The 21167-nt window shown below is 63.0% G+C and carries 17 protein-coding genes and 1 pseudogene; 9 read left to right on the top strand and 9 right to left on the bottom strand.

Translation table 11 applies throughout. The annotated features are described in order from the left end of the window. Positions 1 to 195 precede the first annotated feature (195 nt). Together J3A71_RS18290 and J3A71_RS18285 are read right to left on the bottom strand one after the other, a co-directional pair. Positions 196 to 648, bottom strand: coding sequence for a GNAT family N-acetyltransferase (locus tag J3A71_RS18290; RefSeq protein WP_016486141.1), 453 nt, complete (start codon positions 646 to 648; stop codon positions 196 to 198). After that, positions 620 to 2404 carry an NAD(P)H dependent flavin oxidoreductase family protein gene (locus J3A71_RS18285; protein ID WP_095114893.1) on the bottom strand — a complete coding sequence of 595 codons (1785 nt, stop codon included), beginning with the start codon at positions 2402 to 2404 and terminating at the stop codon, positions 620 to 622. The genes J3A71_RS18290 and J3A71_RS18285 overlap by 29 nt, the downstream gene beginning before the upstream one ends. Here J3A71_RS18285 and J3A71_RS18280 point away from each other — a divergent pair, their 5' ends adjacent. Continuing rightward, complete coding sequence (locus J3A71_RS18280; protein WP_016486143.1) at positions 2405 to 3880, top strand: PLP-dependent aminotransferase family protein; 1476 nt, start codon at positions 2405 to 2407, stop codon at positions 3878 to 3880. Positions 3881 to 4042: 162 nt separating this feature from the next. Here J3A71_RS18280 and J3A71_RS18275 read toward each other — a convergent pair whose 3' ends face one another. Then, positions 4043 to 5287: a DUF1835 domain-containing protein gene (locus J3A71_RS18275; RefSeq protein WP_016486144.1), complete on the bottom strand. Its 1245-nt coding sequence runs from the start codon at positions 5285 to 5287 to the stop codon at positions 4043 to 4045. A gap of 226 nt (positions 5288 to 5513) precedes the next feature. On the opposite strand from J3A71_RS18275, the gene J3A71_RS18270 reads away from it, so the two are divergent. The 4 genes from J3A71_RS18270 (at position 5514) to J3A71_RS18255 (ending at position 12070) form a co-directional block, all read left to right on the top strand. Beyond that, the gene (locus J3A71_RS18270; RefSeq protein WP_096425940.1) at positions 5514 to 6404 is read left to right on the top strand and encodes an alpha/beta hydrolase; all 891 of its coding nucleotides are present in this window, start codon (positions 5514 to 5516) and stop codon (positions 6402 to 6404) included. A gap of 155 nt (positions 6405 to 6559) precedes the next feature. Then, complete coding sequence (locus J3A71_RS18265; RefSeq protein ID WP_016486146.1) at positions 6560 to 8185, top strand: methyl-accepting chemotaxis protein; 1626 nt, start codon at positions 6560 to 6562, stop codon at positions 8183 to 8185. 765 nt (positions 8186 to 8950) lie between these two features. Further along, entirely contained in the window at positions 8951 to 11665 is a 2715-nt protein-coding gene (gene mgtA, locus J3A71_RS18260; RefSeq protein ID WP_096425941.1) for a magnesium-translocating P-type ATPase, read from the top strand. Between the two features lie 21 nt (positions 11666 to 11686). After that, positions 11687 to 12070 carry a DUF2493 domain-containing protein gene (locus J3A71_RS18255; protein ID WP_016486148.1) on the top strand — a complete coding sequence of 128 codons (384 nt, stop codon included), beginning with the start codon at positions 11687 to 11689 and terminating at the stop codon, positions 12068 to 12070. A 255-nt stretch (positions 12071 to 12325) separates the two neighbouring features. Here J3A71_RS18255 and J3A71_RS18250 read toward each other — a convergent pair whose 3' ends face one another. Next, positions 12326 to 13552, bottom strand: a complete 1227-nt coding sequence (locus tag J3A71_RS18250) for an MFS transporter (RefSeq protein ID WP_024717803.1) — start codon at positions 13550 to 13552, stop codon at positions 12326 to 12328. Positions 13553 to 13735: 183 nt separating this feature from the next. Next, on the bottom strand, positions 13736 to 14446 hold the full coding sequence (locus J3A71_RS18245; protein WP_096425942.1) for a TetR/AcrR family transcriptional regulator: 711 nt from the start codon (positions 14444 to 14446) through the stop codon (positions 13736 to 13738). Between the two features lie 246 nt (positions 14447 to 14692). Here J3A71_RS18245 and J3A71_RS18240 point away from each other — a divergent pair, with 246 nt between their 5' ends. Continuing rightward, positions 14693 to 15076, top strand: coding sequence for a GNAT family N-acetyltransferase (locus J3A71_RS18240; RefSeq protein WP_231995325.1), 384 nt, complete (start codon positions 14693 to 14695; stop codon positions 15074 to 15076). Positions 15077 to 15103: 27 nt separating this feature from the next. Here the strand turns inward: J3A71_RS18240 and J3A71_RS18235 are convergent, their stop codons facing one another. From J3A71_RS18235 to J3A71_RS18225, 3 genes are all read right to left on the bottom strand, one after another. After that, entirely contained in the window at positions 15104 to 15979 is an 876-nt protein-coding gene (locus J3A71_RS18235) for a universal stress protein (protein WP_096425943.1), read from the bottom strand. A gap of 153 nt (positions 15980 to 16132) precedes the next feature. Further along, positions 16133 to 16435, bottom strand: a complete 303-nt coding sequence (locus tag J3A71_RS18230) for an AzlD family protein (RefSeq protein ID WP_096426952.1) — start codon at positions 16433 to 16435, stop codon at positions 16133 to 16135. Further along, positions 16432 to 17151, bottom strand: coding sequence for an AzlC family ABC transporter permease (locus tag J3A71_RS18225; protein WP_096425944.1), 720 nt, complete (start codon positions 17149 to 17151; stop codon positions 16432 to 16434). The genes J3A71_RS18230 and J3A71_RS18225 overlap by 4 nt, the downstream gene beginning before the upstream one ends. 42 nt (positions 17152 to 17193) lie before the next feature. On the opposite strand from J3A71_RS18225, the pseudogene J3A71_RS18220 reads away from it, so the two are divergent. Continuing rightward, positions 17194 to 17484: pseudogene (locus J3A71_RS18220) on the top strand (Lrp/AsnC family transcriptional regulator); the annotation flags it as partial. Positions 17485 to 17527: 43 nt separating this feature from the next. On the opposite strand, the gene J3A71_RS18215 reads toward J3A71_RS18220, so the two are convergent. Then, a complete protein-coding gene (locus tag J3A71_RS18215; protein WP_096425945.1) occupies positions 17528 to 18466 on the bottom strand; it encodes a LysR family transcriptional regulator in 939 nt (312 codons plus the stop codon). A 142-nt stretch (positions 18467 to 18608) separates the two neighbouring features. Between J3A71_RS18215 and J3A71_RS18210 the strand changes: the two genes are divergently transcribed. Both J3A71_RS18210 and J3A71_RS18205 read left to right on the top strand, forming a co-directional pair. Further along, positions 18609 to 19751 (top strand): iron-containing alcohol dehydrogenase, encoded by a 1143-nt coding sequence (locus tag J3A71_RS18210; RefSeq protein ID WP_096425946.1) that lies wholly within the window; start codon positions 18609 to 18611, stop codon positions 19749 to 19751. A gap of 45 nt (positions 19752 to 19796) precedes the next feature. Continuing rightward, entirely contained in the window at positions 19797 to 21140 is a 1344-nt protein-coding gene (locus J3A71_RS18205; protein WP_016486158.1) for an MFS transporter, read from the top strand. Positions 21141 to 21167 lie beyond the last annotated feature (27 nt).

Genomic DNA, 21167 nt, shown 5'->3' with positions numbered 1-21167 from the left:
AGTCTGCGGCGGTTGCCCTGGCAGCGTCTGTACGTTAGCGAACAGACCCGCCACGGCGCTGCGCCTATGCTGAATCCCCGCAATCCCTGCACCGTTTTGCCATGGCGCGCGGTGCTTTCATGCCTGCCCATCCGGCAGGGGCAGCAATGCCCGCATCAGCTGAAAGCCAGGCACCCCTGCGCCACACGGGCGCGCCTACACTGTCGGCAGGCGCTTTTCCATTGGCTGGTAGACCAGCCCCGCAAACTCGCCCACTTCGCCTGCCAGGGTGAAACCGTAGCGTTGGTAGGCCGGCACCGAAGACAACGACGCCTTGACCGTCACCACGTCAACCCGGGCATGTTCCAGCGCTGCATTCATCAGGCGCGTGCCGATGCCCTGGCGTTGCCAGCCCGGAGCAATGAACAGCATCGCAACGTGGCGGCCTTCCTTGAGCTCGATCAGCCCCGCGATAGCGCCCTGCGCGACACAGGCGAGCATCAGGTTGTCACCTTGCATGCGCTCGGCAAAGGCTTGTGGCGCTGCCACCCTGGTGAAGGTTTCGACACCCTGCGCAGACAGCGAGGGTGCGACCGCCTGCGTGAAGGCGTCCAGGCACAAGGCGCTGACATGGGGGAGGTCATCGGGGGTGAGGTTGCGTATTTGCATATTGCTCGTCCATGTCTGTAAACGTAATCAGGATGTCTTCGAAAAACGCCCCGATCGGTTCGGTGGGGTGGCACAACTGTATTTCCAGTACCCACACCACTTCGCTCGGGACGATTTCCACCTCGGCCAGCTTGTCCTGGCCATACAGTACGTGCGGGAAGTCGGCGACGCGATGCCCGGCCAGGTTGCGTTCCAGCTGCCAGCCCTTGGCCTGGGCACTGCGTTCGGCGAAGTCATAGAGCTCGCGTCCGGTCAACCCACGGCCCCACGCCAGGCGGGTTTCGTCGAACACCGCGTGCAGTGCCTTGACGCAGGCGTGGTGCAGCTCGTGCTGGCCAAACACGAAGGTGTCGCCATAGTCGCCTTCGTAGCCATCCCAAACCGGGCCGACATCGACCACGACAATGTCCGTAGTACGTAATACACGATCCGGGTCGATGCCTTGGCGCGGTGTACGTACGGTGTCGTCGCCAAAGCGGATGTAGGTGGGGTGCCAGGTGTGGGACGCGCCCATTGCCTGCAGTGTTTGCGCCGCCATCTCCAGTGCCTGGGCGGTGGTCATGCCGACGTGCAATTGGCTGGCGATCGCGGCCACGGCCCGTACTGACTGCTCGCGGGCAGCGAGCATGCCATCCAGTGAGTAACGCGGGCCGACCTTTTCCAGCTCTGGGTGCAGTGTGTTGGCGGTTGAAAGCTGGGGCGCCAGTGCGCCGCTGGCGACAAAGGCCTCCGCGACAAAACGGTGGGGTGGCACGCCTGCGGCGAGGCATTGCTCGCGGGCCTGGCTGATCATCGTGGCATTACCGCACGCGTAGACCTGGGTGTCGGCCCACCGATGCGCCTGGCCCAGCGCCACCTGCTGCACGCGTGCCTCAGCCGAGAGCACCGGGTGCCAGCGAAAGTGGGGGTATTCAAGGCTGGCCTGTTCGAGAAACGCGCGGTCATAGAAGTCCGCCGTCGATGAACCACCCCAGTACAGCGTGACCTCGGCAGCGTGGGCCATGGCCGTCAGCAGTAATGGCTTGATGCCGGCGTAACCTGTGCCGGTGGCGAACAGCACCAGCGGGCGTTGGTCTTCATGCTGCCAGGTACAGGCGCCCACCGGCCCCTCAAGCTTCAGTACAGCGCCTGCTTGCAGGGTGGGCAGCAGGCCTTCGGTGAACACGCCGCCGCTGACCTTACGGATGTGAAACACCAGTTGCCCCTGATCCTGAGCGGGCAGGTTGGCGATGGAGAAGCAGCGGCTGTCACCGTTGTCGAGCCGAAATCTCACGTATTGGCCGGCCCGCACTTCCAGTGGTTGAGCCGGTTGCAGCACCAGTTCGACGATATCTGCACTGAGTTCGCGCTTGCTGTGAACCTGTGCGTGAAACGCCAGCGACGGGGCGTCCAGCGACCAGCCGGGGATCTCCAGGCGCATGTCGCTGCAGGCGTGGCTCTGGCACAGCAGCATCTCATCGGCGGCCAGGGGGTAGGAGGGCGCGGGGGTGTCCGCATCTCGCTGCTTGGCCTGATACCGCCCCGACACGACTTTGACCTTGCAGGACCCGCAGGCGCCGCGGCGGCAGGAGAACGGTACCGGCAGGCCGCTGGCGAGCATGGCGTCGAGCAGCAGTTCCTGGCGGGTTTCGAAGGTTTTGCCCGAGGGCGACAATTCGATGACGTGGCGGTTTTGCATGAACACCTCGGGGCAATTGAAGGTTCGATTGTTGCTATAGTCCAGGACCAGCAGAACCTCCAGTTTTGGATAATTCACATGGTCCAGCTTCGCAAATGGCAGCCACTGCTCAGGCTCGATGGCGCGCAGGCTTCATACCGGCAGATCGTCGAAGGCCTGGTGGCCGCGATCAGCGAGGGCCGTCTGCGCCCTGGCACGCCGTTGCCGGGCACGCGGGAGATGGCGCAACTGCTGAACGTCAACCGCAAAACGGTGATCCTTGCCTATGAGGAAGCCGAAACCAAAGGCTGGCTGCAGAGCGTGCAGCGCCGGGGTACCTTCGTCAGCCAGCAGCTGGCGACTGGCACAATCACGGCGCCCGCCGCCTCGCGCTCCTTCGCCTTGGCGCTGCCAGAGGAGCCCGCCGTTGCCTATTTCGAGGCAAACGAACGGGCGGCAGCGCAGCAGGGGCGGCCAGAGGCCTTGTTCTTCGACAACGGTGCCTGTGACCATCGCCTGCTGCCCCAGGCTGTTCTGCATCGCTATTACCGCAATGCCCTGCGCAACAGCTTTGCCAGCAACAGCGTGCGCCACGGCAGTGATTGCAGCAGCCTCTACCTGCGCGCCGCCTTGGCCGACATGCTCAGGCACAACCGCAGCCTGAACGTTGGCGCCGAGCATATCTGCCTGACCCAGGGTGTGCAGATGTCACTATCACTGTTGGCCAGCGTGTTGCTCAAGCCGGGGGATGCGGTGCTGGTCGAGCGCCTGAGTTATCCGCCGGCGTGGGAGATTTTCCGCCAGCTGGGGGCCCGACTGGTGACCGTGGACCTGGACCATGAGGGTTGCCGGGTGGACCAGATCGATGCCCTGTGCCGGCAGCACAAGGTGCGGATGATGTATTTGACGCCCCATCACCAGTTTCCGACCACGGTCAGCTTGCCAGCCGGGCGCCGGCAGCAGTTGCTGGAGCTGGCGCGGCTGCACGATTTCTGCGTGGTCGAGGAAGACTACGATTACGAGTACCACTTTTCCGGGCGGCCCTATCTGCCTTTGGCCAGCGACCGGCAGCAGCGGCATGTGATTTACATCGGCACACTGTCCAAGCCCTTGGGCAGCACGTTCCGTTGCAGTTATATCGTCGCACCGGTGGAGGTAACGGCAGTGCTGGAGCGCAGGGCGACGCTGACCCTGGGGCAGGGCGATGCGGTGATGCAGCGGATGCTGGCGGACTTGATCAATGATGGCGAGCTGAAGAAGCACTTGCGCCGGGTCAACCGCGAGTACCGTCGGCGTCGGCAGACCCTGTTGGCTTGCCTGCACGATGCGTTTGGCGAGCAGATTACCGTGCAGGAGCCGGAAGGTGGGCTGGCGCTGTGGGTGCGGTTTGCCGACACGATCAATGTGGATCAGTTGGTCGACAAGGCACTGGAGCTGGACCTGGTGGTGCGCAGCGGTCGCCAGTTCTCGCCGTTTGGTCATGCCGAGAATGCCTTGCGCCTGGGTTTTGCTTCGCTGGATGTCGATGAGCTCCGGCAGGCCACCCAGCGCCTGGCGCAGGCAGCAGAAAGGTGATGTCACGACCACGGGGATTCAATTGTCTGGTGCCGCCTGGACTGGCCTCATCGCCGGCAAGCCACCCCCCACAGCATTCCTGCAAGACTTGAGGTCAATGCGGTCCAGGTGGGAGCTGGCTTGCCGGCGATGGGCCGCACAGCGGCCCTGCGGTTGAGCAGGTTATCGGCGTTGCCACACCTCGCCTTGTTCGGTCACTACCCAAGGCCTGTCAGCCGCATCCACCAGCACCCCGCCAACCCAGCGCTGCGCAGGGTTGTGATCCAGCCAGTGGGCCTTGCCTGCAAGCACTTGCTCGGCAAGCGGCGTCAGCCGCAGCAGTCGCTGCGCCCAAGCTTCTCCCGGGCCTTCAACCAGCAGCGGGTGTGGCGCGTGGATCAACGGCTGCAGCAGCACATGGAACATCTGGTCACCGAGGTAAGGCAGCGGGTCATCCTGCATCATCAACTGGCCAAACACGCGGCCGGCCGGTAGCGCGCCGCGTGAAGCCAGCACGCGCAGCAGCAGGCGTTCGGTAAGGCTCAAACCGTCATGTGCCCCCGGTAGCTCCTGCAGCTGGCGCGCCAATGCCCCGCCCAGCAACGGCAAGGCCGGGTGTGCGTGGCCAGCGAGGCTCGCCCAGCCTTTTGGATTGGGTGCGGTGTAGGCCGCCCATGCCTCGCGGGCCAGGGCGAGTGCATCCTCACCCAGCGCGCGACGTTGCGGCCACAACCAAGCCAGCAGGTCGGGGGCCAGTTGCCCGATGCCGATAAAGCGCTCGATGCCGGGCACCTGGTCAATTTCGATCAGCTCCAGCCGACGCGGCAGGCCAGGCAGGCTGGCGAGTACGCGAATCAGGAACAGCTGGTCGTAAGCGTCGGCCTCGCACCACAGCACAATTTCGCTGTCGCGGTTAAGCCCTGCCAATGCGCTACGTTGTGCTGCCTGGCGCTGTTCAAGGTCTTGGGGGCTCAGCCGGAACGCTTGTTGAACGTAGGCGCTGCGAACCTGCCAGTACTGCTCATCAGGCAGTGCCGGTACAGGCCCCATCACCATGGGGTCGTCGAACATCTGGAAAGCGCCGGCAAACCCGGCGGTGCGCAAGCTGTGGGCGATGTCGTTGCCGCAGCGCCAGTGCTGCACGTTAGCCTCGTCATCGGCAGAAAAACCGGGGTGGCGTGCTGCAAAAGCCACGGCATCGGCATGGGCCTTGAGCTTGGGCCAGCTGGCAAAACCGGCCTCGCGGGCCACCAGCCATTGGGTATCGGCAAGCCGGTAGTCGGGGCCGGGCAGGCCAAGCGTGCGCAATTGCTCGCGGGTGTCGTCGGCTTGGTGGGTTTTCAGTTCGGTCAGCAAGCGCTTGGCGCGTTTGCGCAAGGCGGGCAGGTCGAGCAAGCCGTGGTGGCGGGAAGCATTGATGGCGGGCATGCCAACTCCTTTGGGGCTCGGTCCGCCGACAAGCCGGGAGCTGGTATGGAAATGGAGTGAAGCATGGCTCGGGCAACCCCTTTGCGCGGACCGCAGGCGCAGCCGGCGCCCAGGCCCCGACTTTAACGGTGTAGCGCAGCGGGTTGCAAATGATAGTTTTCCCATGGGTTGCCGTGCGCTTTATAGTGGCGGGCTTTTCTCCGTTGAAGTCAAAGGAATGGCGACCATGCGCATACGCACCCTGCTTGCAGCAATCGGGACCAGCTTGTCGCTGGGCTCGGCATTGGCTGCGCCAAGCCAGCCAGTGCCTGTAGCGGGCGAACGTATTTCGGTAAAGATCGAGGGCACCGGGCCGGACGTCATCCTGATCCCCGGGCTGGCCTCTTCCCGTGAGGTTTGGGCGGGGCTCGCCAGCACACTGCGCCAGCAGCATCGCCTGCACCTTGTGCAGGTTGCAGGCTTTGCCGGCTCGCCTGCCGTGCCCGCTGTGGACGGGCGCGTGGCCGCTCCTGTAGCCGAGGCGGTTGCTGACTATATCCGTAGCCAGCGCCTTGAGGCGCCGGCCATCATTGGCCATTCGCTGGGCGGTGAGGTGGCGCTGATGCTTGGCGCACGCCACCCGGAGCAGGTCGGGCGGCTGATGGTTGTCGATGCGCTGCCGTTTTACACGTTATTGATGGACCCCACGGCCACTGCCGAAACGGCTGCACCCCAGGCTGCCACATTCCGTGATGGGATGCTGCTGGCCCCGGCAGCGCAGGCCGAAGCCATGCAGCGTGCGGCCATTGACCGGCTGGCCAAGACCGCTGCGGCCAGGCCCGCATTGGTAGAGGCCGCGCTGCGCTCGGACCGCAAGGCGGTAGCCGACGCTACCTATGAACTGATGACCACCGACCTGCGCCCGGAGCTTGGCGATATCCAGGCGCCGGTGCAGGTCGTCTATGCCTATGACCCCTTGTATGGCATACCCGCTACCAGCGTCGATGCAACCTTCGCAAACGCCTATGCCGGGACGCGAAACATCAGCTTCAAACGTATCGATGGCAGCTTCCACTTCGTCATGCTGGACCAACAGCAGGCCTTCGCGCAGACGGTAGTCAATTTCCTCGATCGCTGAGGTTGGCCGCGGCGCAGCCTGCGCCCGGCAACATCTGTTCGGTTATCGCCCATAACCTGCTTCCTGCGCCTCAAGCCTGCGCCGGTACCTCCGATAGCAGCACACCCACCGTCGAATTTCGACCAGAAGTGGTGCCAATAAGGAGTACTGCCCGCATGCTTGCCAACCTCAAGATACGTACCGGAATGTTCTGGGTGCTGTCGTTGTTCAGCCTGACCCTGCTGTTTTCCACCGTCAGTGCATGGCGGGCAGCAGTGGGCAGCGGTCAGCAGATCACCGAACTGGACCAGACCGCACACCAGTCGGACCGGTTGAACAATGCGTTATTGATGGCAATCCGTTCCAGCGCCAATGTGTCCTCGGGCTTCATCGAGCAGTTGGGCGGCCATGACGAGAGTGCAGGCAAGCGCATGGCGCTGTCAGTCGAGCTGAACGACAAGAGCCAGAAGCTGGTCGACGAGTTCGTTGAAAATGTCCGCGAGCCAGCCCTTCGCACGCTGGCAACCGAGCTGCAGGCTACCTTTGCCGAATACGCCAAGGCGGTAGCCGGGCAGCGCGAAGCGACCCGCCAGCGTTCGCTGGAGCAGTACTTCAAGGTCAACATCGATGCCGGCAATGCCATGGGCCGACTGCAAGCGCTACGCCAGCAGCTGGTTGGCGTACTGAGCGAACGTGGCCAGCAGATCATGCTGGAGTCAGACCGTCGTCTGGCGCGTGCACAAATGCTGAGCCTGGGGCTGCTAGGGGTGACCTTGCTGCTGGCTGCACTGTGCTGGGCCTTCATTGCCCAGCGAGTGCTGCATCCGCTGCGTGAAGCCGGTCGGCACTTCCAGCGCATTGCCGGTGGCGACCTGAGCGTGCCGGTGCAAGGGCAGGGCAACAACGAGATCGGCCAGCTGTTCCATGAACTGCAGCGCATGCAGCAGAGCCAGCGCGACACCCTGGGGCAGATCAACCACTGTGCCCGGCAGCTGGACGCAGCCGCCACTGCGTTGAACGCGGTTACCGAGGAAAGCGCCAGCAACCTGCGTCAGCAGGGGCAGGAGCTGGAGCAGGCAGCTACTGCTGTGACCGAAATGACCACGGCCGTGGAGGAAGTTGCGCGCAACGCTATCACTACATCGCAAACCACCAGCGAGTCCAACCAGCTGGCCGCACAAAGCCGCCAGCAAGTCAGCGACAACATCGATGGCACCGAGGCCATGACCCGCGAGATCCAGACCAGCAGTGCGCACCTGGAGCAATTGGTGGGGCAGGTCCGGGATATCGGCAAAGTACTGGAAGTGATCCGCTCGGTGTCCGAGCAAACCAACCTGCTGGCACTCAATGCTGCCATCGAGGCGGCCCGCGCCGGTGAGGCCGGGCGCGGCTTTGCGGTGGTGGCAGATGAGGTACGCACGCTGGCCTACCGCACGCAACAATCGACCCAGGAAATCGAACAGATGATCGGCCGCGTGCAGGCGGGCACCGAGGCGGCGGTGGCGTCGATGCAGGCCAGCACCAACCGCGCCCAGTCGACACTGGACGTGACCTTGGCCTCGGGGCAGGTGCTGGAAGGTATCTACAGTGCGATTGGCGAAATCAACGAGCGCAACCTGGTCATCGCCAGTGCGGCCGAAGAGCAAGCTCAGGTGGCGCGGGAAGTGGACCGCAACCTGCTGAACATTCGCGAGCTGTCGATCAACTCGGCGACAGGAGCGCAGCAGACCAGCGAGGCGAGCAAGGCGCTGTCGGGGCTGGTGGGGGAGATGACGGCATTGGTGGGGCGGTTCAGGGTGTAAGGGTAGCCGGGCGACGGGCGTAAAACTCGCACCTGATCATTGTTACATTAAAAGTGGGTGAAACTTATTTAAAGTTCCCCTTGCGGGTTGACTTCGATACTACCCTTGAATAAAGTTCGATCGCCCCGAGAAAGGGCCTTTTTTCCATTCACTGAAGAATTCAATGGACACAGTATCTAGTCGCTGCCTGACCCCTGCCGTATGGCCTGGTCAGGCACTTGAACCGGAACACCGGTCCCGACACCCTGGTCGGGCAAGCCGCGCCAGAGCCTGATGCTCCGTCGTGACTTGCCGCCACCGGTGTCTGCCGGTTGGAGGCAAGCTCATGAACCTCACTTCATTCGCTTCACACCGCCTGTTCGCCGGCCTTGCGCCGCAGCTGGCCCGTGCCCGGCCGTGCCGCCTGCACGGGTACCCTGACGACAGCCAGGAGCCCCCAAGTAGATGCGGGCCGCTGGCGCGTCTTCATGCCCGCTTGAGCCCCCAGACTTCTCACTGAATAAAAGATATTCAGCGGTATCTTCCCTCCCGAACTTACTAAGTTGAAAGTTTGCCGGGTAACTATTGCCCCGTGTTTATGAAAAGGAATCAATCCATGGACTGCGCGAGTAGAAAGTTCGCTGCCGACACAACTTCCGACCCTCGGCAGCGGACAGACAACTGTCGGAAAAACCCAGCATTTTTCTGCGACCCGACATGCCTTCGTTCACTGGCTGAGTGAAACGTCTGTGTGTCGTGCCGCCGCAGCGGCAGGAGCACAGCAACATGACTGTCAAACACCGCAACACCTCATCGGCCAAGGCCGAACGCGAAACTCGCCTGTCTACCCGCGCCGCCCGTGAAGCGCGCAATGGCCTGGCCGTTACCCTCGCCAACCTCGATGCCAGCGAGCAGGGCCTGACCGAGCACGAAGCTGCCAAGCGCCTGGAGCGCGATGGGGCCAACCAGGTTGCCCACGATCCGCAACCCCACGCCTTGGTGCAATTGCTCAAGGCCCTGCATAACCCGTTCATCTATGTACTGCTGATTCTGGCCGGGATCAGCTTCGTCACCGACTACTGGCTGCCGGTCAGCGCAGGCGAAACGGACGACGCCGACCTGACCAAGGTCATCATCATCATGACCATGGTCAGCCTTAGCAGCCTGCTGCGCTTCTGGCAGGAATACCGCTCGAACAAGGCCGCCGACGCGCTCAAGGCAATGGTGCGCACTACCGCAACCGTGCTACGCCGCGAGCAGGTCGGGCAGGCCCCGCGCCTGCGCGAAGTGCCCATGGACAAACTGGTGGCCGGCGACATCGTGCAGCTATCTGCAGGCGACATGATCCCGGCCGATATCCGCCTGCTTGAATCGCGCGACCTGTTTATCAGCCAGGCGGTGCTCACTGGCGAAGCGCTGCCGGTCGAGAAGTACGACACCTTGGGCAATGTCGCCCAGAAGTCCGCCACCGGGCATGGCGCCAACCCGGACAACCTGCTCGAGCTGCCAAACATCTGCTTCATGGGCACCAACGTCGTCAGCGGCCGCGCGCGCGCTGTGGTGGTCGCCACCGGCCGACGTACCTATTTCGGCTCGCTGGCCAAGGCCATCGCCGGTTCCCGCAGCCAGACCGCCTTCGATCGCGGCGTGAACAGCGTCAGCAGCCTGCTGATCCGCTTCATGCTGGTGATGGTACCGGTGGTGTTCATGATCAACGGTGTGGTCAAGGGCGACTGGGGGGATGCCTTCCTCTTCGCGCTTGCCGTGGCAGTGGGCCTGACCCCTGAAATGCTGCCAATGATCGTCAGTGCCAACCTGGCCAAGGGCGCTGTGGCCATGGCCCGGCGCAAGGTGGTGGTCAAGCGCCTGAACGCCATCCAGAACCTGGGCTCCATGGACGTACTGTGCACAGACAAGACCGGCACGCTCACCCAGGACCGGATCATCCTCGAACACCACGTGCGCTTCGATGGCCAGCGCGATCGGCATATCCTTGAACTGGCCTGGCTCAACAGCCACCACCAAAGCGGCATCCGCAACCTGATGGACCAGGCCGTGCTGCATTTTGCTGGCCAGGACAGCCAGTTCCAGGTGCCTTACGCTTACGCAAAGGTAGACGAACTACCGTTCGACTTCATCCGCCGTCGCCTGTCCGTGGTAGTGAAAAATGCACTTGGCGATCACCTGCTGGTAAGCAAGGGGGCGGTCGAGGAAATGCTCGCCATCGCCACCCATGTGCAGGAGGGCGACCGTGTCGTTACCCTGGACCCGCTCCGCCGCCAGCAGCTTCTGGCCAGCGCCGATGCCTACAACCAGGACGGCTTCCGCGTGCTGGTGGTCGCCACCCGCGAGATCCCGTCGGCCGAAGGCAAGGCGCAGTACCACACCGACGATGAGCGCGACTTGGTGATCCAGGGCTTCCTGACTTTCCTCGACCCACCCAAGGAAACTGCCGGCCCGGCCATTGCCGCCCTGCGTGACATGGGGGTGCGGGTGAAGGTGCTGACCGGCGACAACCCGGTGGTGACCTGTAAGGTCTGCCGTGAGGTGGGCCTGGAGCCAGGCCTGCCACTGCTCGGCCAGGACATCGAGCGCATGGACGACACCACCCTGAAGCTTCAGGTCGAGGAACGCACTGTCTTCGCCAAGCTCACCCCGCTGCAGAAATCACGCGTGCTCAAGGCCCTGCAGGCCAATGGTCACACGGTCGGTTTCCTCGGCGACGGTATCAACGACGCCGCCGCCCTGCGCGATGCCGACGTCGGTATCTCGGTGGACAGCGGCACCGACATCGCCAAGGAGTCGGCCGATATCATCTTGCTGGAAAAAAGCCTGATGGTACTGGAGGAGGGGGTGCTCAAAGGCCGCGAAACCTTCGGCAACATCATGAAGTACCTGTGCATGACTGCCAGTTCCAACTTTGGCAACGTGTTCTCGGTCCTGGTGGCCAGTGCGTTCATTCCGTTCCTGCCGATGCTGGCGATCCACCTGCTGCTGCAGAACCTGATGTACGACTTCTCCCAGCTGTCGCTGCCGTGGGACCGCATGGACAAGGAGTTTCTCAGCAAGCCCCGCAAATGGGACGCCCGCAACATCGGCCGCTTCATGCTGTGGATCGGCCCTACTTCGTCGATCTTCGACATCACCACCTTTGCCCTGATGTGGTTTGTGTTCGCCGCCAATAGCGTCGAGATGCAGGCGCTGTTCCAGTCTGGCTGGTTCATCGAAGGGTTGCTGTCACAGACCTTGGTGGTGCACATGCTGCGCACCCGCAAGGTGCCGTTCTTCCAAAGCACCGCTGCGCTGCCGGTGGTGCTGGCAACGGGGCTGGTGATGGCATTGGGTATCTACATCCCGTTCTCGCCGGTGGGCGCGATGGTGGGCCTGGTGCCGCTGCCATGGGCATACTTCCCTTGGCTGGTTGCTACCCTGCTGGGCTACTGCGTGGTCGCGCAAGGGATGAAGACCCTTTACATCCGCCGCTTCGGGCAGTGGTTCTGAGCCAGGCGAGGAGAGCAGAGCATGCGAGTACTGATCTGTGCGGGACGCAACTATGCCGACACCCGGCGCTGCCGCCAGGCCCTGGATGACGTTCAGCGCCAGCGGCCGATCCGGGTGTTGATCCACGGTGGCAGCCAGTTCCTGGGCGGCGAGATCGAAAGCTGGGCACGTGAGCACGGTGCCGATCTGGTGCGCTACCCGCCGAACTGGCAGTTGCACGGCAAGCAGGCCGAACGCCTGCGCAACCTGTTCATGCTTAACGACAGTCGCCCTGATCTGTTGCTTGCCCTGCCCGGGGGCGATGACACAGAGGAACTGCTGGCCAGGGCTCGCGGCGCGGAGGTTCCGGTGATTTGCGGCAGGCAACCACGGCGGCCCGAGCGGGATGAACCTGGCGTGGGATAAGCCTGCCTGCCACCAGTCCTGTGGGAGCGGGTTCACCCGCGAAGAAGACACCGCCGTGGATGGCACGGGCTTCGCCCGTGTTCGCGGGGCAAGCCCGCTCCCACAGGGATCGCGCCAGCTTTTAGAAGTTGAGCAAGACAGTTGCGCCCACAATGACCGCGCTAGGTTTCACGTTTTTTGCGAGACAGTCGCTGGTACAAGTACAGCGTGGGCCGAAGCCGGCGCTGTACTTGCGGCGCCTCGGTGCCGAGCTGCTCAGCCCGGCTGCGCAGCAAGGTTATTGCTCACGTTGCGCCCCAGCACCAGCACGGTGACAAAACCACAGCCCACCAACGCGGTAGCCAGGCTCAGCAGCACCGCCGTGCCCATATGGTCGACCACCTGCCCGCCGAAGAAAGAGCCCAGCGCAATGATCACCTGGAACATGGCTACGAACAGCGGCATGCCACGTTCAACATCCTTAGGTGCCACCACGAACATCCAGATGTTGGCGCAGGCCGGGAACGCACCGAAAGCGAAGCCCCACAGCGCGATCAGCATGGCAGCGCCCGTCATGCCGGTGGCGAAGTGCGGGAACAGGGCGGTGCTGACAGCAATCATCAGCGCAACCAGCATCAGGGTATGCCGCACGCTGCGGTTGGCAGCGTAGCCCGCGAAAATGTTACCCATGAACCCGGCGACGCCATACAGCAGCAACAGCGATCCAATCGTAGGCCCGTCAAAGCCGGCATTCTGTTTGAAGAACGGGGCAACATAGGTGTACGCGGCAAAGTGCGCCAGGCCGATCAGCAGCACGGCAATCAGCCCGACCCGCGCTTGTGGGTTGATGAACAAGGCCGGCAGGTCGCTGATGCGAATGGCCTTTTCCGGCAGCAGCCGCGGCAGCAGGAATACCTGCGCCAGCAGCACAGGTATGCCCACCAGTGCGGTGACCAGGAACGTCATGCGCCAGCCCATCAGGCCGCTCAGCCAGGTGCCCACGGGCACGCCCACTACGGTCGCCAGGGTTACGCCGGCCATGATGATCGAGTTGGCCTTGGCTACGCCCATGCCGTCGGGGGCCAGGCGGCCGCTGAGGGCGATGGCGGTTGCCCAGAAACCACCGATACTGACACCCAGCAGCACGCGGCCGACCAACAGCAAATTGAAGTCGACGGCGTAGGCCACGATGGTGTTGGCGATGATCATGATCAGCGTCAGGCCGATCAGCAGGTAGCGCCGGTCCAGCGCGCCGACCCCCACGGAAATCAACGGCGCGGCCAGCGCGGCCATGATACCGGGCAAAGTCACCATCAGGCCGGCAAGGCCTGCACTGATGCCGAGGTCACTGGCCACATCGTTGAGCACCCCCACCGGGAGGAACTCGCTGGTGACCAGGGCGAAGGCACCCACGGCGACCGAGAGGATTGCCAGCCATTGCTGTGTGACGCTCTGCTGATTATGTTCGGGAAGGCCGCGAGGGGCCTGGCGGTTGCTTGGCATGGGGGTCGGTTCCATGAGGGATGGCGCCTGTAGCAGGCGCAGGAGCGGAGGGATTTGCAGGCGATTATAGGGATGGCCTTGCCAGGCCGACAGGCAGGCCGCTTGATAGTCATCATCAGCGTAATCGATGAAACCCCTGGTTTAGAGCGGAAACTATTGCGTTGTGGGGCCACGAAGCCAGTTTCAGGGCGGTGTCACAGCCGTTTGCTTCACCGGTAAGACACCGCCCAGCACCATCTGGGTGACCGTGCGGGTGGCGCGATCAAAGTCCAACTTGTCAGGTATAGCCACGCCTCTGAGCTGCGACATTTGCCAGGCAAGATTGGTATAGGTACGCGTTGCCGACCAGATGAAAATCATCAGGTGTTCAGGGTCACAGGGCGCCAGCCGGCCATCCTCGATCCAGTTGCGCAGGCAGGCGACGTTGCGCCTGGCTTCCTCCTGCAGCATGCTCTTGCACACCTCAGGTAGGCGTTTGCCGCCTGAGAGCAACTCCTGGCTGAACACGGCGGCGCTGAACGGGTGCTCTCGAATGATGCGTATCCGGGCTTTGACATAGGCCCGCAGGCCCACTATCGGGTCGTCGCTTTTTCGCAACGCTGCCGAGGCCCTGACCAGCGGCTCGATGAAGCTCATCAGCACCTGGACGTACAAATTCTCTTTTGTCTGGAAGTAGTAATAGAGATTGGCCTTGGGCAACCCGGCGCGCTCGGCAATTTCGTGCGAATGGGTGGCGGTGAAGCCGGTGACGGCAAACGCTTCGCTGGCCGCCTGCAGAATAAGCTTGTGATTCTTGCGCCGGATACCGGGGTTGCCCAGCGCGTGGTCGACCGAGCCGAAAGTGGCGTCAGCACCCTCGCTGGTCGTGTGTGGCAGGTCGGGTTGGGCGTACATCACGGTTTCATCTGGGCTTTTTGAGAATCGATGTATAGAAAAGTATATAGCGAGTGTTATGCTTTTCTTCAGCCGTTGCAAGGCTGCCATTTATACACCAGGGCCAAACTCATGCATTTTTTGATCAGGCAGGCGACGGCCGCGGATTGTGATGCGATCAGCCAGGTCGCGGCACGCACTTTTGCGCTGGCTTGCCCGGCGAATACGCCTGCGACGGAAATTAGCGCCTACATCCAAGGCGCGTTGATGCCAGCCGACTTTGAACGCTTGAACCGGGAACCGGAAATGCGCCTGTCGGTAGGCCTGATGCGCCGTACGGTCGTCGGCTACAGCCTGGTCAACCTTGCCCCAGAGCCCCTGGGCATTCCGGCTGCCGATGGCATCGCCGAGCTCAGCAAATGCTACGTGCTGCCCGAATACCACGGGGCGGGTGTGGCCCAGCGGCTGATGGCTGATGTGCTGCAGGGCGTTGTGGGGGCTCTGCGGTTGACGGTCAATGACAGCAACAGCCGGGCTATTGCTTTCTACTTGCGCAACGGCTTTGCAGTGGTGGGTGAAACCACGTTCCAGTGCGGGGCGGATGTACATCGGGACTTGGTGATGCTGCACGCAGGCCGGGCAGCCCCCTGAGGGGGGCGGCCCGCCTGGTCTTGCGTGCTAGGGCGTGACCAGCACATCACACTGCGATTCGTTCAGTACATGCTTGGTAACGCTGCCAACCAACAGCTCCTCCAGCGCGCTCGCACCCTGCTTGCCGACTACGATCAGGTCGCACTCCAGCGCCTGTTCCTGCTCGGCAATGCGCCAGCCAGGGTCACCGTGCTCCAGAATCTGCCGTGCATCGGCAATGCCCGCGGCCTCACTCAATGCAGCGAGTTGTGCCTGTGCGTCCTTGCGGATGACATTGCGGTAGTGGGTGAGGGTGTCGTAGTCGATATGGGCGAAACGCACGCTGCCTTCGAACGGGGCTTCGTACACATGGAGCAGAATGATTTCGGCCTGTGGGGCAATGGCCCTGGCCAGTTTGATGGCGCGCAGCGAAGCGGGAGAGAAATCGACCGGCACCAGCACAGTGCGATAGGCATCACGAGGCGCCGGCTTGACCACCAGCAAAGGGCAGGGCATGTGGTTGAGCATTTTCTGCACGGTCGAACCCAGCAGCAGGCGCCGCGCCACGCTCTGGCCCTTGGCGCCGCATACCAGCAGGTCGCTGTGTTTGTCCTGCACCACCCGGGTGATTTCCGTGATCACCGACCCGCTGGCGACCTGCACACCCGCGGAAATGTTGTAGCGCTGGAACAGCAGGGCTGCCAGTGCGCGGGTTTTTTCGCCGGCGCTGTCCAGTACCCGCTTCAACAGGTCGTCATCAGGCGCCACCAACTGCTTGAGGCGCTTGAAGGGGGCCGGGTTGGCAACGTAGAGCAGGTCCAGTGAGGCCTGTTGCGCGTTGCTCAGGTAGGCAGCGCGCTCTGCCGCGTTGCGGGCATGGGGGGACAGGTCGGTGGCTACCAGTATGTGTTTCAGCGGGTTCATGTGGGGCTCCTTGTCCATGGCCGCGCGCAGTGTTCGACGGTTGTGCACTGTGCGCCTGGCGGTGCTTGAGTCATTCCTTGCTTGCAGCCATCGTCGCGCGAACCCGGCGCGAGGGCTTGATTTGAGTCAATGGAGCGTAGATGCCGCAGCGGATCATGCCGGCAGCAACAGGCGCAGCCCCCCCGTCATCACGATGGTAAATACCACCACCGGCAAGAGGGAAAACCGCGTTGCTGCGTACACCGTAAGCCCCAGCGCAATCAGGTCGGCCGGGTGCCCGGAAACGAACTTGGGTGCGATTACGGCAATCAGCACGCAGCCGGGCGCGGCGTTCAGCGCCTGCGTCAGTTGCGGCCCAAGGGTGCGGTTGCGCAGCAGTAAAAAGCCCAGCGCACGGGTCAGGTAGGTGACCACGGCCATGCCCACGAGGGTGACCAGTGTAGGAAGGTCAATCATGGTTTGGCCCATAGGTAAGCAGTGACCAGGCCGGCCACGGTGCCCGCGAGCACGTACCAGCCACCGGGAATCAGCAGGTAGAACAGTGCGGCGGTGAGCAGGCTGAACAGCCAGGGCACGGCGGCGTGTACGCCTTTCCACATGCCCTTGAGCAGCACCAGGAAGACCGCGGCAAAGGCCATGTCGAAGCCATAGCTGCGCAGGTCGCCGAGCAGCGGCCCAACCTGCGCGCCGAGGCTGGTGAACGTGACCCAGGTGGCCCACAGGCACAGCGACACACCCATGAAATAGCGCAGGCTGAACCCGCCGCGCTGGCGCGCATCGGCCAGGCCCATGGCCCAGCTTTCGTCACACATGAAGAACAGCGCCCCCAATGCCTTTGGCAGCGGCAGGTGGCGCATGTACGGCGCCAGGGTTGCGCCCATCAGCAGGTGGCGGCTGTTGACCAGCAGGGTCATGGCGATAATCACCCATATTGCCGGCGGTGAGGTCCACAGCTCGACAGCGGCAAACTCCGAGCCGCCACCGAAGTTAAGGCCTGTCATCAGAGCCACTTCGCCTGCTGCCAGCTGGTGCTGGGAAGCCTGCGCGCCGAGTACCAGGGCACAAGGGATGAACCCCAGCAGCACCGGCAGGGCGGCAACGGCACCACGGCGCAGTTCGCTTTGCGGCGTGGTGGCAGGGGGATCGTTCAGTACAGGTTCAAGGGTATTCATGGTCACCTCCAGTGGAGGTAAATTATTCCAATGGAGCGCTAGGACCCGGCCAAGGTCGCGCTGGGCCTCACCCTGTTCGTGCGGGTGTGGCTCAAGCGCCAGGACCAGGACACCACCGACGCGTTCGTCGAAGCCGTGCGCCAGTTACCCGAAGTGGTGGAGTGCCATGTGATGGCGGGCGATTGCGACTTGCTGTTGCAGGTGGTGGCGGCAGACCTGGAAGCCTATCGACGCTTCCAGATCAAGCACCTGACCAGCCTGAGCGTGGTGCAGAACGTCAAGACCGAAGTGCCGATGGAAAAGATCAAGCTGACCACCGAGCTGCCGGTGTAGTCGTGCTTTGGCTCAGGCTCGCCTGGCGCGTTCTGCAACACGCCTAACTGCTACTGGGCTGTCCGCCCTGCAAAAGCAGCTCGCTAAGTTTGTCCATGGCCGGTGTCGCTTGGCTGCCTTTGCGAGTGACCAACTCGTAAGGGTCGCTGACCGAGCCCATGGCCAGGGGCAGCATGCGTACTTGCTGGTTCATCGCGCATTGCCGGGCCACGTCAATCGACACCAACGCCACAAAGTCGGGGCGGTCCTGCAGCAGCGACAAGGTCGCCAGGATCGAGGTGGTTTCAACCAGGTGCAGCGGGAAGCGCAGCCCGGCGTCGTGGAATTCACGCTCCAGTTGCACGCGCATCGGCATGTTGGCCCGGTATACGATCCAGCGGCTTTCGGCCAACTCGGCAAGGCTGACGGTTTGGGCGTGTTTGAGCGGGTGGTCGACATTGGCGATGACCGCCAGCGTCTCATCATGGACAAAGGTGCTGGCAAACAGCTGCGGCGCGTTGCTGACACTGGTGCGGCACAGGGCCATGTCCAGCCGGCCGCTTTCGATCTGTGCCAGCAGCGACTGGCTGGTGTCTTCGATGATCTCGAACGACATCTGCGGCTGGATACTGGCCAGCTGTGATACGGCCCGCATCAGCAAGGGCACGGCGCCCATGATGGCGCCCACCGCCAGCCGGCCGCCCACACCGCGCAGGATGGCATCCAGGTCATGGCGCAGGTTGGAAATATCGGTTTGCACCACGCGCGCGTAGCGGATGGCGCAGTGCCCGGCGGCAGTGGGCTCCAGCCCGCGGTTGGTGCGGTTGAACAGCACCGTGCCGAAGGTGGTTTCGATTTCCTGCAGCGCCTTGCTGGCACCGGGCTGGGTAAGCCCGACGCTGCCAGCCGCACCCAGCAGCGAGCGGTGCTCGTCCAGCTCGATGAGCAGGCGCAGGTGACGGGCGTGCAGCCTGGACATGATCGAATTGAGTGACGGGGTCATCTGGTATGCGTCCTGGTTATACCGATATGGATTGTTCTCAATACCATGGCCAGGCGCGCATTCCTATACTGGCGCTGCACAGTGTCGCATCCAGTGCGGCTAAACCGCCCAGAAAAACAAAGCCAGGAGCCTGCTGAGCCTTATGTCCCTGATCAACTACATCACCCAGATCCAGTTCGATATCGGCGCCATTGCCCTTTTGCCTGCGGAATGTGAGCGCATTGGTATAACCAAGCCTTTGATCGTGACCGACCGTGGCGTGCGCGCTGCCGGTATCGTCGATACGGCGTTGAACACCTTTGCCGACAGCGCTGCCCAACTGCCGATCTATGACGGTACCCCACCCAACCCCAACGAGACCGCGGTGCGCGAAGCCGTGGCCATGTTCAAGGAGTGTGGCTGTGACGGCATCATCGCCATCGGCGGCGGCTCGGCGATCGACCTGGCCAAAGGTGTGGCCGTGTGTGCCAGGCACGATGGGCCATTGAAAAACTTTGCGGTGATCGAGGGTGGCCTGGCGCGAATCACGCCGGCAACCGCGCCGGTGATTGCCGTGCCAACCACGGCAGGGACGGGCAGCGAGGTAGGGCGGGGCGCCATCCTTATTCTCGACGACGGGCGCAAGGTGGGCGTGATTTCGCCCCATGTGGTGCCCAAGGCCGCCATCTGCGACCCGGCGCTGACCCTTGGCCTGCCTGCACAACTCACCGCTGCCACCGGGATGGATGCGATTGCTCACTGCCTGGAAACGTTCATGGCGCCTGCATTCAACCCACCTGCAGACGGCATCGCCCTGGACGGCCTGTGGCGCGCTTGGCGCTTTATCCAAAGCGCTACCCGAGACCCGCAGAACCCAGAAGGCCGTATCAACATGATGAGCGCTTCGCTGCAAGGTGCACTGGCCTTCCAGAAGGGCCTGGGCTGCGTGCACAGCCTTAGCCATGCATTGGGCGGGATCAACCCGCGCCTGCACCATGGCACCCTCAACGCGATTTTCCTGCCTGCTGTCATCACCTTCAACCGCAAGGCCGCAACTGTGCTGAACGAGCACAAGATGGCGCGTATCGCCCAGGCGATGGGGCTGGCAGACGAAAACCAGATCGAACAGGCCATCCGCGACATGACCCGCGCGTTGGGCCTGCCGACCGGCCTGCGCGAACTGGGTGTCAGCGAAGAGCAGTACCCACGCATAATCCAGGGCGCGTTGGCCGATCACAGCCATCGGACCAACCCGCGTGAGGCGTCTGCCGAGGACTACCAGGGGTTGCTTGAAGCGTCGATGTAAGGCGCCAATCCGCTGTTCAATCAATAACAACAAAAGTGAACGCCCATGAATACCAAGTATGCGCAAGCCGAGCTTGCCCCCTCGGGGGAAGCGGTCGCCAGCCCGAACCCGTTCAAAAAGTACCAGGTCATCACCGTCAGCCTGTTGCTGGTGATCGGCATCATCAACTACGTCGACCGCAGTGCGCTGTCGATCGCCAATACGTCTATCCAGCGCGACATGGGCATCACGCCGTCGCAGATGGGCATTTTGCTGTCAGCGTTTTCCCTGGCGTATGCCTTCTCGCAGCTGCCGCTGGGCATGATCATCGACCGCCTGGGCAGCAAGATCTCGCTGGGGGCGGCACTGCTGGGCTGGTCAGTGGCGCAGACGGCCTCAGGCCTGATCAACAGTTTTTCCGCATTCATCGGCCTGAGGGTGGTGCTGGGGATTGGCGAAGCACCGATGTTCCCGTCGGCCGCGAAAGCCCTGGCGGAGTGGTTCGAGGCCGAAAAGCGCGGCACACCGACGGGCATCGTGCTGTCATCGACCTGCATCGGGCCATGCCTGGCGCCACCGTTGCTGACCCTGCTGATGATCACCTGGGGCTGGCGCGGCATGTTCATTGTCACCGGGGTATTCGGCATCCTGGTCGCCGCCTGCTGGTTTGCCTTCTACAAGAGCAAGGCGCGTTACCTGGCCGAGCTGCCTGCAGAGGAACGTGAGCGGCTGCTGGCGACACAGGCCCATAAACAGCCGGTGGCAAGCGCCAGGCCGAGCCTGCGGGCACAACTGGCGGCCTGGACCGAGCTGTTTCGCCACAAGAGCACCTGGGGCGCCGTACTGGGCTTCATGGGGGTGATCTACATGCTGTGGCTGCACCTTACCTGGCTGCCGGGCTACTTCGAACGTGAGCATGGCTTGAGCTTGTACCAGACGGCCTGGGTGGTATCGCTGGCCTATGTATTCGGCGCGTTGGGCACCATTGTCGCGGGCCGCATCTGCGACCGCCTGGTGAAGAACGGCGCCAGCGTGTTGGGTAGCCGCAAGCGGGTAGTGGTGACGGCGTTGTTCGCGGCGGCGGCATTCACCGTTCCCCTGTCGTTCGGCAGCGGCTTCATGCTCAGCGTGGCGCTGCTGTGCTGCGCGCTGTTCAGCGTGAATATGGCCAGCTCGACTGCCTGGATGATTGCCAACACTGTGGTCGATAGCCAGCGCGTGGCCTCGTTTGGCTCGATCCAGAACTTTGGTGGCTACCTGGCAGGCTCGGTGGCACCGATCGTGACCGGGTTCAGCATCCAGCAGACCGGGTCGTTTGCCTCGGCGTTCCTGATCAGTGCTGCGGTGGCGGCGGTGGCAGCGATGGCTTATGTGCTGCTGCTGAAGCAGCCGGTTTCTGCTGACCAGTGATCGTCAGGCCTGTGCAATCCCTGTGGG

The organism is Pseudomonas sp. PvP089, assembly GCF_017875165.1.
GTDB classification, from domain to species: domain Bacteria; phylum Pseudomonadota; class Gammaproteobacteria; order Pseudomonadales; family Pseudomonadaceae; genus Aquipseudomonas; species Aquipseudomonas fortuita.
This window is presented reverse-complemented; position numbering and strand designations above follow the sequence as displayed.

Bases quoted from the DNA above. Each gene is read 5' to 3' on its own strand.
- J3A71_RS18290 (WP_016486141.1), bottom strand. From the start codon at position 648: ATGCAAATACGCAACCTCACCCCCGATGACCTCCCCCATGTCAGCGCC.
- J3A71_RS18280 (WP_016486143.1), top strand. From the start codon at position 2,405: ATGGTCCAGCTTCGCAAATGGCAGCCACTGCTCAGGCTCGATGGCGCG.
- J3A71_RS18275 (WP_016486144.1), bottom strand. From the start codon at position 5,287: ATGCCCGCCATCAATGCTTCCCGCCACCACGGCTTGCTCGACCTGCCC.
- J3A71_RS18270 (WP_096425940.1), top strand. From the start codon at position 5,514: ATGCGCATACGCACCCTGCTTGCAGCAATCGGGACCAGCTTGTCGCTG.
- J3A71_RS18265 (WP_016486146.1), top strand. From the start codon at position 6,560: ATGCTTGCCAACCTCAAGATACGTACCGGAATGTTCTGGGTGCTGTCG.
- mgtA (WP_096425941.1), top strand. From the start codon at position 8,951: ATGACTGTCAAACACCGCAACACCTCATCGGCCAAGGCCGAACGCGAA.
- J3A71_RS18255 (WP_016486148.1), top strand. From the start codon at position 11,687: ATGCGAGTACTGATCTGTGCGGGACGCAACTATGCCGACACCCGGCGC.
- J3A71_RS18250 (WP_024717803.1), bottom strand. From the start codon at position 13,552: ATGCCAAGCAACCGCCAGGCCCCTCGCGGCCTTCCCGAACATAATCAG.
- J3A71_RS18245 (WP_096425942.1), bottom strand. From the start codon at position 14,446: ATGTACGCCCAACCCGACCTGCCACACACGACCAGCGAGGGTGCTGAC.
- J3A71_RS18240 (WP_231995325.1), top strand. From the start codon at position 14,693: ATGCCAGCCGACTTTGAACGCTTGAACCGGGAACCGGAAATGCGCCTG.
- J3A71_RS18235 (WP_096425943.1), bottom strand. From the start codon at position 15,979: ATGAACCCGCTGAAACACATACTGGTAGCCACCGACCTGTCCCCCCAT.
- J3A71_RS18230 (WP_096426952.1), bottom strand. From the start codon at position 16,435: ATGATTGACCTTCCTACACTGGTCACCCTCGTGGGCATGGCCGTGGTC.
- J3A71_RS18225 (WP_096425944.1), bottom strand. From the start codon at position 17,151: ATGAATACCCTTGAACCTGTACTGAACGATCCCCCTGCCACCACGCCG.
- J3A71_RS18215 (WP_096425945.1), bottom strand. From the start codon at position 18,466: ATGACCCCGTCACTCAATTCGATCATGTCCAGGCTGCACGCCCGTCAC.
- J3A71_RS18210 (WP_096425946.1), top strand. From the start codon at position 18,609: ATGTCCCTGATCAACTACATCACCCAGATCCAGTTCGATATCGGCGCC.
- J3A71_RS18205 (WP_016486158.1), top strand. From the start codon at position 19,797: ATGAATACCAAGTATGCGCAAGCCGAGCTTGCCCCCTCGGGGGAAGCG.